The 16,884-nt window shown below is 69.0% G+C and carries 13 protein-coding genes; 5 read left to right on the forward strand and 8 right to left on the reverse strand.

What is annotated here, in order from left to right; all coding sequences use genetic code 11:
• Positions 1 to 23: 23 nt before the first annotated feature.
• A complete protein-coding gene (glnII, locus tag OG735_RS12120) occupies positions 24 to 1,043 on the forward strand; it encodes a glutamine synthetase (protein ID WP_327323165.1) in 1,020 nt (339 codons plus the stop codon).
• A 394-nt stretch (positions 1,044 to 1,437) separates the two neighbouring features.
• Positions 1,438 to 2,022, forward strand: a complete 585-nt coding sequence (locus tag OG735_RS12125; protein ID WP_327323166.1) for a winged helix-turn-helix domain-containing protein — start codon at positions 1,438 to 1,440, stop codon at positions 2,020 to 2,022.
• Between the two features lie 155 nt (positions 2,023 to 2,177).
• Here the strand turns inward: OG735_RS12125 and OG735_RS12130 are convergent, their stop codons facing one another.
• The 6 genes from OG735_RS12130 to OG735_RS12155 form a co-directional block, all read right to left on the reverse strand.
• The gene (locus OG735_RS12130) at positions 2,178 to 3,380 is read right to left on the reverse strand and encodes an RCC1 domain-containing protein (RefSeq protein WP_327323167.1); all 1,203 of its coding nucleotides are present in this window, start codon (positions 3,378 to 3,380) and stop codon (positions 2,178 to 2,180) included.
• Positions 3,381 to 3,434: 54 nt separating this feature from the next.
• Entirely contained in the window at positions 3,435 to 4,619 is a 1,185-nt protein-coding gene (locus tag OG735_RS12135; RefSeq protein ID WP_327323168.1) for a polysaccharide deacetylase family protein, read from the reverse strand.
• 66 nt (positions 4,620 to 4,685) lie between these two features.
• The gene (locus OG735_RS12140) at positions 4,686 to 5,510 is read right to left on the reverse strand and encodes a hypothetical protein (protein WP_327323169.1); all 825 of its coding nucleotides are present in this window, start codon (positions 5,508 to 5,510) and stop codon (positions 4,686 to 4,688) included.
• Positions 5,507 to 7,171 carry a polysaccharide deacetylase family protein gene (locus OG735_RS12145; RefSeq protein ID WP_327323170.1) on the reverse strand — a complete coding sequence of 555 codons (1,665 nt, stop codon included), beginning with the start codon at positions 7,169 to 7,171 and terminating at the stop codon, positions 5,507 to 5,509. The genes OG735_RS12140 and OG735_RS12145 overlap by 4 nt, the downstream gene beginning before the upstream one ends.
• Before the next feature lie 91 nt (positions 7,172 to 7,262).
• Entirely contained in the window at positions 7,263 to 8,876 is a 1,614-nt protein-coding gene (locus OG735_RS12150; protein ID WP_327323171.1) for a glycosyltransferase family 2 protein, read from the reverse strand.
• Positions 8,876 to 10,213 (reverse strand): nucleotide sugar dehydrogenase, encoded by a 1,338-nt coding sequence (locus OG735_RS12155; protein ID WP_442812410.1) that lies wholly within the window; start codon positions 10,211 to 10,213, stop codon positions 8,876 to 8,878. The genes OG735_RS12150 and OG735_RS12155 overlap by 1 nt, the downstream gene beginning before the upstream one ends.
• Before the next feature lie 414 nt (positions 10,214 to 10,627).
• Here OG735_RS12155 and OG735_RS12160 point away from each other — a divergent pair, with 414 nt between their 5' ends.
• A complete protein-coding gene (locus tag OG735_RS12160; RefSeq protein ID WP_327323173.1) occupies positions 10,628 to 11,623 on the forward strand; it encodes an SDR family oxidoreductase in 996 nt (331 codons plus the stop codon).
• A 98-nt stretch (positions 11,624 to 11,721) separates the two neighbouring features.
• Here the strand turns inward: OG735_RS12160 and OG735_RS12165 are convergent, their stop codons facing one another.
• A complete protein-coding gene (locus tag OG735_RS12165) occupies positions 11,722 to 13,968 on the reverse strand; it encodes an MMPL family transporter (protein ID WP_327323174.1) in 2,247 nt (748 codons plus the stop codon).
• Between the two features lie 217 nt (positions 13,969 to 14,185).
• Between OG735_RS12165 and OG735_RS12170 the strand changes: the two genes are divergently transcribed.
• The gene (locus OG735_RS12170; RefSeq protein ID WP_327323176.1) at positions 14,186 to 15,454 is read left to right on the forward strand and encodes a sensor histidine kinase; all 1,269 of its coding nucleotides are present in this window, start codon (positions 14,186 to 14,188) and stop codon (positions 15,452 to 15,454) included.
• Positions 15,439 to 16,086: a response regulator transcription factor gene (locus OG735_RS12175; RefSeq protein ID WP_327323177.1), complete on the forward strand. Its 648-nt coding sequence runs from the start codon at positions 15,439 to 15,441 to the stop codon at positions 16,084 to 16,086. The genes OG735_RS12170 and OG735_RS12175 overlap by 16 nt, the downstream gene beginning before the upstream one ends.
• A gap of 87 nt (positions 16,087 to 16,173) precedes the next feature.
• On the opposite strand, the gene OG735_RS12180 is transcribed toward OG735_RS12175, so the two are convergent.
• Positions 16,174 to 16,707, reverse strand: a complete 534-nt coding sequence (locus tag OG735_RS12180) for a GNAT family N-acetyltransferase (protein ID WP_327323178.1) — start codon at positions 16,705 to 16,707, stop codon at positions 16,174 to 16,176.
• Positions 16,708 to 16,884 lie beyond the last annotated feature (177 nt).

Below are 16,884 nucleotides of genomic sequence, written 5' to 3' on the forward strand. Positions count from 1 at the left end.
GCACCCGCAAAGGATGAGGCCCCGTGACCTTCAAGGCTGAGTACATCTGGATCGACGGCACCGAGCCGACCGCCAAGCTTCGCTCGAAGACGAAGATACTGGCGGACGGGGCCGAGCTGCCCATCTGGGGCTTCGACGGGTCCAGCACCAACCAGGCCAAGGGCCACGCATCCGACCGCGTGCTCAAGCCGGTCTTCTCCTGTCCGGACCCGATCCGCGGCGGCGACAACGTCCTGGTCATGTGCGAGGTCCTCAACACGGACATGACGCCGCACGAGACCAACACGCGTGCCGCGCTCGCCGAGGTGGCGGAGAAGTTCGCCGCCCAGGAGCCGATCTTCGGTATCGAGCAGGAGTACACCTTCTTCAAGGGCTCCCGCCCGCTGGGCTTCCCCGAGGGCGGCTTCCCGGCCGCGCAGGGCGGCTACTACTGCGGTGTCGGCGCCGACGAGATCTTCGGCCGTGACGTCGTCGAGGCCCACCTGGAGAACTGCCTCAAGGCGGGCCTCGGCATCTCCGGTATCAACGCCGAGGTCATGCCCGGCCAGTGGGAGTTCCAGGTCGGACCGCTGGCGCCGCTGGAGGTCTCCGACCAGTTGTGGGTGGCGCGCTGGCTGCTGTACCGCACCGCCGAGGACTTCGAGGTCTCCGCGACGCTCGACCCGAAGCCGGTGAAGGGCGACTGGAACGGCGCGGGCGCGCACACCAACTTCTCGACGAAGGCGATGCGCGAGGGATACGACGCGATCATCACCGCCTGTGAGTCGCTGGGCGAGGGCTCCAAGCCGCTCGACCACGTCAAGAACTACGGCGCGGGCATCGACGACCGCCTCACCGGTCTGCACGAGACCGCCCCGTGGAACGAGTACAGCTACGGCGTCTCCGACCGCGGCGCCTCGGTCCGTATCCCGTGGCAGGTCGAGCAGGACGGCAAGGGCTACATCGAGGACCGTCGTCCGAACGCCAACGTCGACCCGTACATGGTGACGCGGCTGATCGTCGACACCTGCTGCACCGCGCTGGAGAAGGCCGGCCAGGTCTGATCGCGCTGCCATGCCGCACTCACGAGGGCGTCCGCCGGTCCCGCCGGTGGGCGCCCTTCGGCGTGGATGGCGCCGAGTGACCGTCAGGTCCGCATCAGCGTCCTTATCAACGCGCGTATCAACGTCCGTATCAACGTGCGGAAGGCCACTGCTGCCACCGGACGACATCTGCTTCAATAGGGACATGGCCAGCTTCCAGCACATCGCGACAGGTCGCAGCGACCTTGAGCCGTTCTGGCCTTCCCGGCAGCACCATGACTTCGACCGGGTGTGTTGCCGCGCGGTGAACGCGCAGGCCCTCTAAAGCCGCTCACCCCGGTCTTCGGCCAGCGCGCACGACGTACGTCCGTCCTCTCGACTCGACGACTCCTCCGCGCGAAAGAGCTGACCTCTCATGGCGAACTCCCGTTCCTTCTCCGCCGTACCCGCCGTCTCCGCTGCGACCGCCGTCAATCAGAATCCGATCAGTCCGGGCCGGCACCGGCTGCGTGCCGTCGACCGGGACGAGGTCGTGACCACCGGGCAGGTGGTGGACTTCCTGCCGCCGGGCGCCACTTGGCTTCCCGCGCCCCAGCACACTCTGCCCACCCTGCCGGGGCAGCCGCCGATGATCGGCTACCTCGTTCTCGTACCGGCCGATCAGCAGCCGCCGGCCGCTCTGGTGCAGTCTCCCGCGCCGACCCGGGCCGAGGAGGGCGCCGGACCGGTGTCGATCGACAGCGTGCAGCGCACCGCCCTGGTGGACGGGCAGGTGCTGGACCTGACCTACCTCGAGTTCGAGCTGCTGGCGCATCTGGTGGCGCATCCGCACCGGGTGCACACCCGCGACCAGCTGGTGACCACCGTGTGGGGCTACGGGCATGTGGGCGACGGCCGGACCGTCGACGTCCATGTCGCCCGGCTGCGCCGCAAGCTGGGCGCCGAGCGCCGCCGTACGATCCAGACCGTACGGCGGGTCGGCTACAAGTACACGCCCTGAGCCAGGCCCGGTCCGGACGACGTCCGCCCGGTCGGGACGACGAAGCCCTCGTAGCTGCGCTACGAGGGCTTCGGTCGGTTGGTGCCGCCGGGAACGTCAGCGGCGCGCGGCCACGGGGGCTGGTCGCGCCGGTGAGTGCAGGAGCAGGCCCAGCACTACGAGGACTGGAGCACCTTGATGGGGCGGTACCGGTCGGTTGTGGTGCCGTCACCGAGCTGGCCGCTGTCGTTCCGGCCCCAGGTCCGGACGGTGCCGTCCGACATCAGCGCCACGGAGTGGTTGTCCCCGCCCTCGACCGCCTTCACCTGGGACAGCCCGGCAACGGTCACCGGGAGGAGGTGGTCGGTGGTGGTGCCGTCACCGAGCTGACCGAAGTAGTTCCAGCCCCACGTCTTGACCCTGCCGCCTTGTTGCAGGGCCAGACTGTGGGCCACACCGGCCGAGGCATCCCGCACGTCCGTCAGTCCGGGGACCAGCACAGGGGCATGCCGGTCGGTGGTGGTGCCGTCACCGAGCTGCCCGTAGAAGTTCCAGCCCCAGGACCTGACGGTACCGTCGTTCCGCACGGCCAGGCTGTGGGCTTTGTGGGACGCCACAAACCGCACGCGGGTCAGCCCGAGGACCTTGACGGGCTCGTGGCGGTGGATGATGGTGCCGTCACCGAGGCGGCCGTCGTAGTTGTTTCCCCAGGCCACGACGGTCTTGTCCGGCTGCACGAGTTCGCTGTGCGCATGGCCGACGCTGATGTCCCGTGGGCTTTTCAGCCCGGGGATCGTGACGGGGGTGAGCCGGTCGGTGGTGGTGCCGTCACCGAGCTGCCCGTACGCGTTCCAGCCCCAGGCCTTGACGCTGCCGTCGGACATCAGGGCGACGGTGTGGCCGTCATTGTTGGCGACCATCTTCACGCTGGTCAGCCCCACGGGACTGACCGGGTGGTTCCGGTCGGTGGTGGTGCCGTCACCGAGCTGCCCGAACCCGTTCCAGCCCCAGGTCTTGACTCTGCCGTCCGACAACAGCGCCACGGAGTGGTGGCCATGGGCGGAGATGGCCACCACCCCGGTCAGCCCGGGGACCGTGACGGGGGTGTGCCGATCGATGTTGGTGCCGTCACCGAGCTGGCCGTTGGAGTTCAAACCCCAGGCCTTGACGGTGCCGTCCTTCATCAGCGCCACGGTGTGGCTGTCCCCCGCGGCGATCGCCCGGACACCGGTCAACACGACCGCACTGGGGGCGCGGGGCCCTCCGAACGCCACTGGCGTGGCAAGTACCGACGCCAGCAGCGAGAACAGCAGGGCCAACAGGATTGCGAGAACTGGTGTTCCGGCCCTCCGCGGCGGTACGAAAACCGGGATCTTCATGCGCTTCTCCTTCTGGACAGGGTGGGGCCCGATGTGACCCGCGCAGCCTGGTGATCAGGCCAGTGCTGAGAGGAGGGCTCTGATCGTCGGCAGCCTCCAGGCGGCGAGGAGACCCAGGGTGGGGTCCCACAACGGTGTGGGACTCGGAGCGAGTCCGCCGGTGCTGTCACTGGTGCTGCTCAGCCCGGTACTGCTCAGGTCTGTACCGCTCAGCCCGAGGCTGCTCAGCCCGAGGCTGCTCAGCTCGTCGCTGCTCAGCTCGGTACCGCTCAGCTCGGTACCGCTCTGCTCGGCATTCCTCTGCTCGGCACCGCTCTGCTCGGCGTTGCTCTGCTCAATACCGCTCTGCTCGGCGTTGCTCTGCTCGGCATTCCTCTGCTCAGAACCGCTTTGTTCGGTACTGCTCTGTTCGGTACTGCTCTGTCCCGTACTTTTCCCCTTACTGGACATGACTTCGCCGACCGTGGCCACGCGCGTACCGGCCGAAGCGCGGGTCTTCAACCAGTCCAGAAACGCGGACAGGACCTTCGGCTTGATCCCGTACGTGGGTGTGCACCCGTCGCAGACATGGTGGAAGACCAGTGGGACCCAGCCGCCTCCACGCTTCTCGGCTTGTGTCACCAGCTCCTTGAGGTTGCTCAGGCTTGTGGACGTCTGTACGGAGCCCGGTGTCCGGATGTAGTACGCGTTGTCGGGGTCCAACCGGTCGGCGTACGGGCACCCGTCGCAGTGCCCCGGGGTCACCAGGCCTCCCACTCCCCTGGCGCTGGTGTAGCCGCATTCGGCGGCGGCGCGCCGGGAGGCCGCGTCGGCGGCACCGAAGGGGTAGGCGAAGCTGCTGACCGAGAACCCCTTGTTCTGCAGGGCCTTGCGGTCGTCACAGATCTCACGCTTCTGCTCGGTGGCACTCAGGTTGGGCAGGCGGGGGTGGTGCAGGGTGTGCCCGCCGATTTCGTTGCCGTCGCCGGCGAGCTGCTTTGCCTGCGAGGTGCTCATGTACTGCGGCCTGTCCAGACTGCTGCTGATCAGGTAGAACGTCCCCCGCATGCCATGGGCACGAAGGATCGGCCTGGCCTCGGTGAAGTGGGACAGCCTGCCGTCGTCGAAGGTGAGCGAGACGACGGTTCTCGTCGCAGCGTGTGCGGCCGGCAGCCCGGACAGGGGCATCGTGAGGGTGAGGAAGCACGCAGCCAGGAGCGCGAGAGCCGGTACGGTCAACGACCGGTATTTCACGGACATGCGGGAGATCCTTGATGTTCGGCGCCGCTGAGGTGGTCGGCGAAGCGGATGGCGACGGCGGGGGTTCTAGGACGCGACCGCGACGAGGTTCCTGAACTGGAAATTGGCGTTGTCCCCCCGGACTCCGACGCCACCGGCGAGGAGCAGATTTCGGGGAGTGCTGTCCACGACGTCCAGGACCCGCCGCCCGCCGACATCGAGGGTGAGCCGGACGGTGCCGTTGGAGAGCGTGGTGGCACTGGTCCTGACATTGACCCAGGTGTTGCGCGGGAAGGTATTCCGGGCGGTCGAGCCGATTTGGTAGTACGTACCGCCGTTCTCATTTCCGGGGGGATTCTTGCGCTTGATGACGCAGACCCCGTCACGGCGTGCGACGCTGACCGCGTAGAGCTCCGTCTCGTCGTGATAGCGCAGCCAGATGTGCAACCCGTCCCAGTTGAGCGCGGGGGTACGGGGCGTGCTGACCAGCGCGGAGAGCCACATCTGCAGGGTGACGACGGTGTTCTGGAAGTCGTGCCGCTGACTGGCCAGCCGGAACACACAAGAATTGTTGCCGTTTGTGGAGCCGGCGTTCGGGGAGATGCTGTCCGGCACTCCTGACCAAGCGGCCCCGTTGAGGCCGAAGACGGAGCCGCTGGTCATGTCCCAGACGGTGGACAGCTTTGCCCCGGGCTTGGTCGGGTTCCAGTGGGCGTACTCATTGGTCACCAGCCCGCTGTTCGGAAACGTCGGACGGAACGGCGCCGGAACCGCGGCCCTGCGCATCAGGGCCGCACCGACCGGAGGCGCGGCGACCGCGAGCGCCGCGCCGCCCAGCAGCGCACCGCGCAGCCATGCCCGGCGGGACGTGGACGGGGCGCTCGGGCCGCGGAGTCCGGGGGAATCCGTCATCGGTGTCCTCCTGCAGATGTCTGTGATGTACGGGAGATCGGGGTGACCCGCAGGTCGGCGAAGGCAGGCCAGCTGCCGGCCCGGGCGCCTCGGCTCACCGCCAGGCCGATGCCACCGCGGCTGGACGGCCCCGGGGGGCTGTCGACGGAGAGTCGGACGGTGCCGTCGATCACAGCGACAGTCCGCGTTCCGCTGACAGTCACCTCCACGTGGTGCCGCGCGGACGGTAGGAGATCTCGTCTGACGAGCACTACGTCATCGCCTGCGGCGGCGATCTGAGCGGTGTCCCGGGAGACTCTGATGGCCAGAACCGACGTGCTCCCGACCCGGACGACCAGGTTGCCTCTGGGGCCGCGGGAGTTCAGCCCGCTGATGTCGGTGGAGGCGGTGTAGTCGATCCAGTCGGCGGTGGCGTACGGGGCGTAGGAGACGTACGCATACGAGCCGCCTTGCGGATAGGGGCCCCGGCCGGTGAGGAACCCGATGGTCTCGGCGTGGTGCCAGTCGACCTTCGCCCAGTGCCGCGGCTGCTCCAGCGGTCGGCCGGAGGGCGGTAGCGGGGTACGGGACACGACCTCGCGCAGCAGGGCTTCCGGGGTCGTGCTGCTGAACACCTCCAGCCGCTGGATGTTCTTCTGCGCCGCGGAGCGCCGGCCGGCCGGCGTCGGACTGAACGTCCTGTCGGTCAGCGTGGCCGCGAAGAGCTGCCGGAGAAGGTTGCGCGCGTACACCGTCGTGGCACTGCCGGGCGCGGCCTTGCCGGGCGTGGCCTTGCCGGGCGTGCCGTTGCCCGGCCGGACGCTGTCCGCGTCGGAGAACGGGTACGCGAACAGCCGCGGCCTGGGGAGGCCGTGGGACGCGAAGTCCCGCAGTGATGCGGAGAGATCGCTCCGGACACGCGCACGGTAGTGGGCCAGGCTCTCCAGTTCGCCGTCGGCGGGGTCGTAGATCCGGTTGGTCAGGAACGAGCCCTTGCGGCCGTCCGGGCCGACGACTCCGCGACTGTGCAGGTCGTGCGTATGGTCTTGGAAGTCCCACCGGCCGGAGCGGGCCATCCGGGCGACCTCCTCCCAGGACAGGTAGTACGGGCGGTGCTTCCCGACCCGGCCGGAGATCAGGAACGACGTGGCGTGCTGGTGGTGCCGCTCGAGAATGCGGTCCGCGTAGCGCCACAGACCGTCGGTTCCGTCGTCGAAGGTGAGCAGGACCGACCGGCGGGGCACTGCTCCGCCCTGGAAATACGAGACGAACTGGTCAGCCGTCAGCGTCTGATAGCCGGCGGCGCGCAATGCGGTGAGCTGCGCGTCCAACTGATGGGGTGTCACCACATAGCGGTTGCCGTCGCTGTCGGGCCGGACGTCGTGGTACGTAAGCACCACCGGTGCCGCATGCTGGGGCAGGCCGGACCCGAGCGCCCGCCACTTGTTCAGGGTCTGCGCATCGATACCGGCGGGGGCGGTGGTGTACTGGGGGCTGAGGCTCTCGCGGGCCTCGTGCAGCCGCCACGCCACGGCGAAGGGCACGGTCACCACCAGGACGGCGGCCAGGGCCAGCAGGGCGCGCAGCAGTCGGCGCCTCGGAGGAGCGGCGGGGGGAATGTCGCGCCCCGACGGTGACCGGCCGGCTGGTGGGCTACCCGGCGGCGCTAGGGAAAGGGCCATGTCTCCGTTCCTCCGCGAGTCAGCACGACGAGGTAGAGGGTGAGGACGACCGCGCCGGTCACGGCCACGGTGAACACGCGGATGACGGCCCTCATGTCGCGCTCCGCGACCACACACCGCGCCGGATGGTGGCGGCGGAGTAGAACAGCAGCCACGACAGCAGCACGGACGAGAGGAGGCTCATCAGCGGCCGGTAACGCCATCCGGTCGAGCCGGGGTTGTCGAGCCTGAACGCGAGGCCCCAGAAGGTTCCTTTGACGAGGACCCCTGCCAGGTAGAGCAGGGTGAGCAAGTACGTTCCCTGCAACGGCACCCACACCAGGTGGCGCACCGCCATCACCGGGGCCGCCAGGACCCACAGGGCGTGCAGGTAGTACAGGGCCGCGGGGCCGAGCCCGCGCCGCCAGATGAATGTTCCGGTGAAGAAGAGGTTGCGGACGAAGCTCTTCTTCCACCGGACCTGCTGGCGCATGAAGGGCCGGAACCGGGTCGGCACGTTGGTCCACACCTTGGCCGACTCGACATAGCCGACGCGCCACGGGAGCTCCGGGTAGTCCGCTTCCTGCACGAACGGCGAATCGGCGTACCGGCGCTTCAGCCGCCGTCCCTTCCACTGCTGGCCGAGGACGTATCCGGTGAGCTGGCGGTCGGTGGCGAAGCGGAACTCGCCGCCGAGGAAGCGGTCACCCGCCCAGGCGGGCAGGTAGTTGTAGACGGCGTCTCGGCGGAAGACGGCGAGCGGCCCGGAGACGCAGGTCACGGAGCCGAACGCGGACTCGGCGGCCTTGGACACCCGGAACTGGCCCTCGTACCAGACGTCCTGGATCCGGGAGAGGAGGCTCTCGTCGGCGTTGAGCGCTCGCGCGTGCCCGCTGACCGCGCCGAGTTCCGGGTGGCGCAGCAGCGCGGTGACGCAGCGGGTGAGCGCGTCCTCGGCCAGCACGCAGTCGGAGTCGGTGAAGGCGATCACATCGCCGTCGGCGAGCTCGGCGGCCCGCACCAGAGCGTGCTTCTTGCCCACGTTCCGTTCCAACGGAAGTACGGTGATGGCGAGTTCGGTAGCGAGGGACGCCAGAATCTCCCGGGTGCCGTCGCTGGAGCCATCGTCCACCACCACGATCTGCAGATCCGGATAGTCGCTGGCGACCATCGAGCGCACGCACGCCTCGATGCACTCGGCCTCGTCCTTGACCGCCAGCAGGAAGCTCACCCGGGGCAGCGTCGGCAGGGGCGTGAACTGGGAGAGGTTGCGGGGCCGCCTGCGCAACTGGCGTACTGCGGGGTCGTCGTACTGGGCGTAGGCGACGTAGAAGATGGCGATCGCCCCCAACAGCACCAGGAAGCCATAGCCGAGCAGGAAGGGGGACCGGAGGAGTTCGGGGGCGCTCCGGGCCAGGAGCAGCAGGAGCGGCAGCAGAAGCAGCAGGGTGATCAACCGCCGTACGGCCTGCCGCAGTACGGGATCGAGCCGGTTCAGGCGTCCGAGGGCCGGGCGCCGATGCCGCCGCTTCGGCGGGGGCGGCGCGTGGTTCAGGCGTCCGAGGACCGGGCGCCGGGACTGCCCCGGAGGGGACGGCGAGAGCGCTCGGGCCTGATCCTGCGACCCGGGCGGGGCCGGGGCTTGGGTCTGGGCCTGGGCCGGGGGCTGGGCCTGGGTCTGGGCCGGGGCCTGGGTCGTGCTGTAGCCGGTGGCTTGGACCGTCATCACACCACCGTCCGGCCCTTTACCGCGTCCAGGCGGTAGGTGGCGTCCAGGACGAGTGGCTGCCCCTCGAGCCAGTCCAGATCCTGGCCCCGATGGACGGTGTGGACCACCACCAGGTCCCAGATCTGGGCCTGCGGCTTCGCCTCGCTCTCCATCCGCTTCCCGGCGACGGCCAGTTCCGTCACCCTCGGGTCGGTGTACGAGACCACCGCGCCTGCCTGGGTCAACTCGGCGAGGATCTCCAGCGCCGGGGACTCCCGCAGGTCGTCCACATCCGGCTTGTAGCTGACGCCGAGGACCAGAACACGGGCACGACTGAGCGGCACACCGCGGTCCGCGAGGAGTTCGCGAGCCCGGCGTACGACCGTCCGGGGCCTGGTGGCGATCGCGGTCATCGCTGTGTCGATGAGCGGCAGGGCGACGCGCTGCCGACGCAGTTGCCAGAGCAGGTAGTGCGGGTCGCAGGGAATGCAGTGGCCACCCACCCCCGGCCCCGGGCGGAACGGCATGAACCCGTAGGGCTTCGTCGCGGCGGCGTCGATCACCTCCGTGACCTCGAGCCCCAGATGCCCGCAGGCTGTGGCGAACTCGTTGGCCAGCGCGATGTTGACGGCACGGAAGGTGTTCTCGAGGAGCTTGCACATCTCGGCGGCTTCCGGGGAGCCCACCTGATGGACCTCCGGCGCGGAGCCCTTGAGAACGGCGACCGCACGGCGGGTGCACTCCTCGGTCTCGCCGCCCACGACGCGCGGCGTGGCGTTCTGTGGGTGGACCGTGTTGCCCGGGTCGATCCGCTCCGGGGAGAACGCGACGAACACGTCACGCCCGGCGTGCATGTCCCGGTCAGCCAGCGGCCGCAGGAGCAGGTCGCGGGTGGTGCCGACGTAGCTGGTCGAGGTCAGCACGATGGTCTGGCCGGGTACCGCGTGTTCCACCACGGTGGCGCAGGCGGCGGAGAGTGCGCTCAGGTCCGGTACGAGATGCTCGTCCACCGGAGTGGGTACGCAGATCACGACGGTACCCGCGGCCGCGAGCCGCTCCGGATCGGTGGTCAGGGTGCACGTGTCACTCCCTGCGAACCTCCGCAGCCGCTCGTGGTCGTCGGAAACCAGGTCGACTCGGCTGGCGCGGATGTCGTCGATCCGCTGCTGACTCGCGTCGAGTCCGATGACCTCATTCCCCGAGGCGAGCAATGCGAGAGCCGTGGGGAGTCCCACGTATCCCATACCTACGATCGCCACCGGTCTCCGGTCGACCGGCTCGGGGGCAGTGGCAGTTCTGTCTTCGGAGGATGACTGAGGCCAGACCGGCAGCGCACGGCCCCCGGCGATAGGCACAGCGAAAGTTGACAACGGGTCCCCTGAGACGTGGAAAGGCGCGGCGGTTGCCGCCGGATTGACAAGACACGTGCCCCAGAACACTCGTAACGGGGCGCAACCACGAGACTACCGAAGCGCGAACGTTTCATTGGTGAATGTCATAGTGTGTCGATTTTGTGTGTGTCACGTGTTGTACACGGACGCGAGAGCCTCGAGGTCTGTCGTCACACACAGATCAACGAGACCGCCGCCTTATGTACACGCCCACTTGGGACTTGATCGTCCGGACAGCGCGGCCCGAAGGCGCGCATCGGCGACAGAGTCCGCACATGCCGCCGTCCCGGGGCCGGGGTTCGGGAGGAGCCCGCGCTTCGCTTCCCTGTCAGCAGAATCGTTTTCGTCCGGAACGGCCCAGCAGGCAGAGTCTCGGGTATGAGACTTCTGATTCTGGGAGGCACGGAGTTCGCGGGCCGTGCCGTGGTCGAGTCGGCCCTTGCGCGCGGCTGGGAGGTGACGGTCTTCCATCGCGGGCGGCACGAAGCACCGGCCGGTGTCACCTCGCTGCTCGGCGACCGCACCGCGCCGAACGGGCTTGCGGCGCTCGCGGACGGCGAGTGGGACGTGGTCGTCGACACCTGGTCGGCCACGCCGTCGGTCGTACGGGATGCGGCCCGGCTGCTGGCGGGTCGCATCGGCCGCTATGTCTATGTATCGAGCTGCTCGGTGTATGCCTGGCCGCCATCGGCCGGCAACGACGAAAACTGCCCGGTGGTGGAGGCCTCGCCCGACGCGGTCGAAGTCCCTTACGCGGAGGCCAAGCGGGGCGGGGAGCTGGCAGTGCTGGACGCGTTCGGTGAGGAGCGTTCGCTGCTGGTGCGGGTGGGGCTGATCATCGGTCCGTGGGAGAACATCGGCCGACTGCCGTGGTGGCTGCGGCGGATGGCCCGCGGCGGCCCGGTGCTGGCGCCGGGTCCGCGGGACACCCCGCTGCAGTACATCGACGTACGCGACCTCGCGGAGTGGATGCTTGATGCGGCGGTACGGGGCCTGAGCGGCCCGTACAACCTGGTGAGCGAGCAGGGCCACACGACGATCGGCGAACTGCTGGAGGCGTGTGCGCGAGCCACCGGCTCGGACGCGGAACTGCGCTGGACGCCACCGGAGGCGATCCTGGCGGCAGGCATCGAGCCCTGGACGGACCTCCCGATCTGGATCCCGCGGGAGCAGCAGCCGGAGCTCCACCGCGCGATCCATGGAGTGAACGTCGCCAAGGCGCTTGCCGTGGGCCTGAGTTGCCGCCCGGTCGGCGCGACGGTGACGGACACGTGGGCTTGGCTCCAGTCCCTGGGCGGCCCCGCACCCCAACGGCCGGACCGCGTGCCGGTTGGCCTGGACCCGGCGCTGGAGGCGAAGTTGCTCGGCGTGTGAACGGGTCGCCCGAGGCGGGCGTGTTCCCTACCCCCGCTTCCCGCTGCGCCGATGTGCGTCGGCGCCGCGTGGGGGGCTCCGGCCCCGGACCCCGCGCCTCAATCGCCGGCGGGGCTTGATGTGCGGGCGTACCGGGTCCGGGGCGGAGCCCCGGGCCAGGTGCGAGTCCTCCACAGGTCCGCCGGCACCGGGGACGCCTGACGGTCGCCCGGCGGCGTCGGCCGTACGTCCGACTCGCCGTGCTCCAGGTGCGGCAGCCACCTCAGGCCCCTCGGCGTGCGCCAGTTCCGCTCGCCCAGCAGCGCCATCACCGACGGCAGCAGGACCATCCGTACGATCGTCGCGTCCAGCAGCACCGCCACCGCGAGGCCCACGCCCATCTGCTGCATGTCCTGCATGGACAGCGTCCCGAAGACCGCGAACACCGCGACCATGATCGCCGCCGCGCCCGTCACCGCGCCCGCCGTGCGGCGGATGCCCTCGTTGATCGCCGCGCGGGTGTCCCTCCCGCGGTCACGCGCCTCGCGGATCCGCGACACCACGAAGACGTGGTAGTCCATCGACAGACCGAACAGCACCACCAGGACGAACAGCGGCAGCCAGCCCTCGATCGCGCCCACCGGCTCCGTACCGAGCGCCGACGCCCCCCAGCCGTGCTGGAAGACGGCGACCATGACGCCGTACGCGGCCGCCACCGACAGCAGGTTGAGCAGGATCGACGTCACCGCGATGACATACGACCGGAAGCAGAACAGCATCAGCAGGAACGTCACCGCCGTGATGAACACGAAGACCGGCACGATGCCGCGCTTCAGCTGGTCGTTGAAGTCGACGGACCCCGCAAGTTCACCGCCCACATACACCTGCGCCCCGGTCCCGGCGAACGCCGCCGGCACCCGCTTCTCGCGCAGGTCCGCGAGCGCTTCCCGGGAGCGGGCGTCGCTGCCGTTGCCGGCCAGCGCCACCTCGATCTCCGCGACGTTCTGCGCCTTGTGCACGGTCACCTTGTCGAACTTCGCGTCGAACTTCGCGAGCGCGCCCCGCATCCGCTCCGAGTCGATGTCGTCGGCCTTCACGACCACCCGCGCCGGCTCCGGACCGCCCGGGAATGCCTCGGTGATCTTCTTGTACGCGACGGACAGCGCGGCGTCGGAGCCGAACTGCTTCTCCATCCCGAGCTGTTCGGTCTTCATGCCCACCGCGGGCGCCGCGAGTACCAACAGCACGGCGACCGCACCGAACGCGAACAGCTTCGGCCTGGCGAGTACGGGCCTGAGCACCGCGCCCGCCACCGCGCCGCTCTCGTGCGCGCCCTTCTTGCCACGCCGGTTCAGGAAGGGAATCCGTCCCGCGTCGATCCGGTCCCCCAGCCCGGCCAGCAGCGCCGGCAGCACCGTCACCGAGCCGAGCATCGCGATGAGGACGACGAGGATCGTGGCCAGCGCGAAGCCCTTGAAGAGCATCAGCCCGGACAGGAACATCCCGGCCATCGCCAACATCACGGTCACACCGGAGACGAGAACGGCCCGCCCGCTGGTCGCGGCAGCGATCCGCAGCGCGGTCTCGGCATCGTGCCCGGCGGCCCGCTCGTCACGCTCGCGCCGCAGATAGAACAGGCAGTAGTCGACGCCGACCGCGAGTCCCATCAGGAACATCACGGAGTATGTGGTCTGGAAGAGGTGCAGCTGATGGCTGGCCAGCGAGAGCAGTCCGAAGGCGGCCATGCACGCCGTCAGCGCGAGACCGACCGGGAGCAGCGCCGCGACAACGGCCCCGAAGGCGACCAGCAGAATGCCGAGCGCCAGCGGTACGGCGGTGAACTCGGCCTTCTGGAAGTCCTCGGAGAGCAGGTCGCCGAGCCATTTCTCCGAGCTGGCCTGCCCGAACTGATATATCTCGACGTCCTGTTGGACCTTGCTGGTGTCCCGTACGACGTCGAGCACGGGCTGCACCCGGTCCGCCGCCGTCTTCGAATCGCCCTTGATCTGGAAGCGGATCAGCGCTTCCCTGCCGTTCTTGGAGGCGAGCGGCGCCTCGACCTTCTGTGCCTCGCCCGTCTTGTCGATGGCCACGGCCAGCTCGCGCGCCGCGTCCTTCCAGCCGCCGGCCGTCTTGCTGCTGACCAGGACGAGCTCGCCGGCCGGCTGATCCAGGCCGGCGTCGTCGAGGATCTTCTGGGCCCGCGCGGAGTCGCCCGTACCCTGCTCGGACTCGGACATCTCGACCATTCCCGATGCCCCGCCGACCACCGTGGCCAGGACGACGAAAAGCAGCCAGCCGATGATCGCCGTTTTGCGGTGGTGTGCGCTCCACACACCGATACGTGCCGCGAGGTTACGCCGCATGGCGTTTCGCCCCCAGAGGTAAGCGCCGAATAAGTCGAGTACGACGCTAGAAATCCGCGGCCTCGCGTCCCAGCCGTCAAGGCCCCCTGCCGCGGAGACGAAAGGCGAGCTCAGAAGGGTGGTGCCAGGTACACCCCCAGCTGGTGTCCGGGCCCAGTGCCGTGACAGCGGGCACCGGCGACACTGGTGCCCGAGACCGAACAACGAGGGGGATCCGATGAACGCGACGAAGGCACGCGACGCGGTGGTGGCCGGCGCACGAGGGCTTGCGCTGGCACTCATGGCGCTGGTGGGCTCGGTCACAGTCTTCTGCCTGGCGGTGGTCTCCATGGCCCTCATACCGATCGGTGTGGGTGTCTTCACCACACCCGCCCTGCTGCACCTGGTGCGGGCCCACGCCAACAGGCGGCGGCTGCTGGCGGCCCAGTGGTCCTCGATACGCATCCCGCTCCCGTACCGCCCCCTCCCCCGCGATATGCGCACCGGCATCACCGGCCAGGTGGAGCGCTGCACACTGATGTTGAAGGACCCGGCGACCTGGCGCGATATGCAGTGGCTGCTGGTGGACATGACGGCGGGGGCCATCGTCGCGATCCTCCCGCCGTCGCTGGTGCTGGAAGGCATCTTCGGTCTGCTGCTCCTCGCCGGTCTGTGGCAGCCGATCGTCGAGGCGGACGGCACGTACTGGTATTCCTTCGTCCCGGTCGACGGATGGGGCACGGCAGGTCTTGCCGCACTGCTCGGACTGGTCTGGCTGACCGTCGCCATGAACGCCAACCAGCTTTTGATCCGCACCCACTTCAGGCTCAGCCGCGCGATGCTCGCCCCGAACCACGACCTCGAGCTGGAGCAGCGCATCGACCGGCTCACCGAGACCCGGCACGACGCCCTGGACACCTCGGCAGCCGAACTCCGCCGTATCGAGCGGGATCTGCACGACGGAGCACAGGCCCGGCTGGTCGCCATGGGCATGAACCTGGGCACCATCGAAGCGCTCATCGAGAAGGACCCGGCGCAGGCCAAGGAGCTCATCTCCAAGGCCCGCGAGTCCTCCGCCGAGGCGCTGACCGAGCTGCGCGACCTGGTCCGCGGCATTCACCCGCCGGTGCTGGCGGAGCGCGGCCTCGGCGACGCGGTCAAGGCGCTGGCACTGCGGCTGCCGGTCGGCACCGAGGTGGACGTGGAGCTGTCCGGCCGCGCGGACGCGCCCGTCGAGTCGGCGGCGTACTTCGCGGTCAGCGAGGTGTTCACCAACGCGGTCAAGCACTCCGGCGCGGACCGGTTCTGGGTCGACGTCACCCACTCGGGCGGCTTCCTGCGTATCGCGGTCACGGACAACGGCAAGGGCGGCGCGGTGATCGGAACCGGCTCCGGACTGAGCGGTATCGAACGCCGACTCGGTACATTCGACGGCGTCCTGGCCGTCAGCAGTCCCGTGGGCGGTCCCACCATGGTCACCATGGAGATCCCTTGCGAGTTGTCCTAGCCGAAGATCTGTTCCTGCTGCGTGACGGCTTGGTCCGCATGCTCGAGGCGTACGACTTCGAGATCCTGGCCGCCGTGGAGAGTGGACCCGAACTCACCAAGGCACTCGCCGAGTTGGAACCGGACGTCGCCGTCGTCGATGTCCGGCTTCCGCCGTCGCACACGGACGAGGGACTGCAGTGCGCCCTGGCGGCGCGGCAGGCCAGACCCGGGCTGCCGGTGCTCGTTCTCTCGCAGCATGTGGAGCAGTTGTACGCGCGTGAGCTGCTGGCCGACGGGAACGGCGGGGTCGGCTATCTCCTCAAGGACCGGGTCTTCGACGCGGAGCAGTTCATCGACGCGGTACGGCGGGTGGCTGCCGGTGGTACGGCGATGGATCCGCAGGTGATCTCGCAGCTGCTGTCGCGGCGGGCTCAGGACAAGCCGATGGGCGGACTGACCCCGCGCGAGCTGGAGGTCATGGAGCTGATGGCGCAGGGCCGTTCCAATACCGCGATCGCCGGGCAGCTGGTGGTCACGGAGCGGGCGGTGGCCAAGCACACGTCGAACATCTTCGGGAAGCTGAATCTGCCGGTGTCGGACGACGACAACCGCCGGGTGCTGGCGGTGCTGGCGTACCTGGACCGCGGCTAGGACTGTCCAGGGCTGTTCTGTCCTCGATCGCCGGACGGGCTTGGAAATCAAGCCGGTCCGGCGATCGAGGACGAGCCGGCCGACGCGTCAGGCCTCGTACTGCGTGAGGTCGATCGCATAGACGCTCAGCGGCAAGCCGTACACCGGGTGCGTCGTCTGTCGCTCCAGCTCCATGCCGAGCTTGCGCATCACATTCTCGGAGGCCTCGTGGCCGGTCCGCGCGATGCTGATCACGCGGTCCAGGCCGCGGTCCTGGAGCGCGAACTCCAGTGCGGCGTGGGCGGCTTCGGAGGCGTACCCCTGGCCCCAGAACTGCCGGCCGAGCCGCCATCCGATCTCCACGGCGGGCAGCACCTCGGGCAGGAACACGGGGACCGACAGGCCCACGAAGCCTGCCAGTTCGCCCGAGGCGAGGAGTTCGACGGCGAAGAGGCCGAAGCCCTCCTCGTCCCACTCCTCCTCCCATCGCTCGATGTCCTCCGCGGTCTGTTCGAGATCGCGGACCGAGCCGTCGCCGATCCACTGCATGACCTCCGGGTCCGCGTTGATCTCGGCCATCGGGACAAGGTCGTCCTCGTGCCAGCGGCGGAGGAGGAGTCGGGGAGTCTGGATCTCGGTCATGGGCCCCATCCTGCCATCCGCGGGCGCGTCCGACTTCAGCGCAATACGTCGGTTTTGCAGATGGAGAATTCTACGAATTCCCGCTCCGAACCCACTCGGCTTGAACACCCCATGAGCCACACCCGTATGGAAGGTCGCGCTTCTCCCTCAGCCGGGACCCCCCTAACCCACACCCGG

The sequence above is a fragment of the Streptomyces sp. NBC_01210 genome, assembly GCF_036010325.1.
Classification (GTDB): Bacteria; Actinomycetota; Actinomycetes; order Streptomycetales; family Streptomycetaceae; genus Streptomyces.

Bases quoted from the DNA above. Each gene is read 5' to 3' on its own strand.
- OG735_RS12140 (WP_327323169.1), bottom strand. From the start codon at position 5,510: ATGACGGATTCCCCCGGACTCCGCGGCCCGAGCGCCCCGTCCACGTCC.
- OG735_RS12160 (WP_327323173.1), top strand. From the start codon at position 10,628: ATGAGACTTCTGATTCTGGGAGGCACGGAGTTCGCGGGCCGTGCCGTG.
- OG735_RS12170 (WP_327323176.1), top strand. From the start codon at position 14,186: ATGAACGCGACGAAGGCACGCGACGCGGTGGTGGCCGGCGCACGAGGG.
- OG735_RS12150 (WP_327323171.1), bottom strand. From the start codon at position 8,876: ATGACGGTCCAAGCCACCGGCTACAGCACGACCCAGGCCCCGGCCCAG.
- OG735_RS12165 (WP_327323174.1), bottom strand. From the start codon at position 13,968: ATGCGGCGTAACCTCGCGGCACGTATCGGTGTGTGGAGCGCACACCAC.
- OG735_RS12130 (WP_327323167.1), bottom strand. From the start codon at position 3,380: ATGAAGATCCCGGTTTTCGTACCGCCGCGGAGGGCCGGAACACCAGTT.
- OG735_RS12135 (WP_327323168.1), bottom strand. From the start codon at position 4,619: ATGTCCGTGAAATACCGGTCGTTGACCGTACCGGCTCTCGCGCTCCTG.
- OG735_RS12180 (WP_327323178.1), bottom strand. From the start codon at position 16,707: ATGACCGAGATCCAGACTCCCCGACTCCTCCTCCGCCGCTGGCACGAG.
- OG735_RS12145 (WP_327323170.1), bottom strand. From the start codon at position 7,171: ATGGCCCTTTCCCTAGCGCCGCCGGGTAGCCCACCAGCCGGCCGGTCA.
- OG735_RS12125 (WP_327323166.1), top strand. From the start codon at position 1,438: ATGGCGAACTCCCGTTCCTTCTCCGCCGTACCCGCCGTCTCCGCTGCG.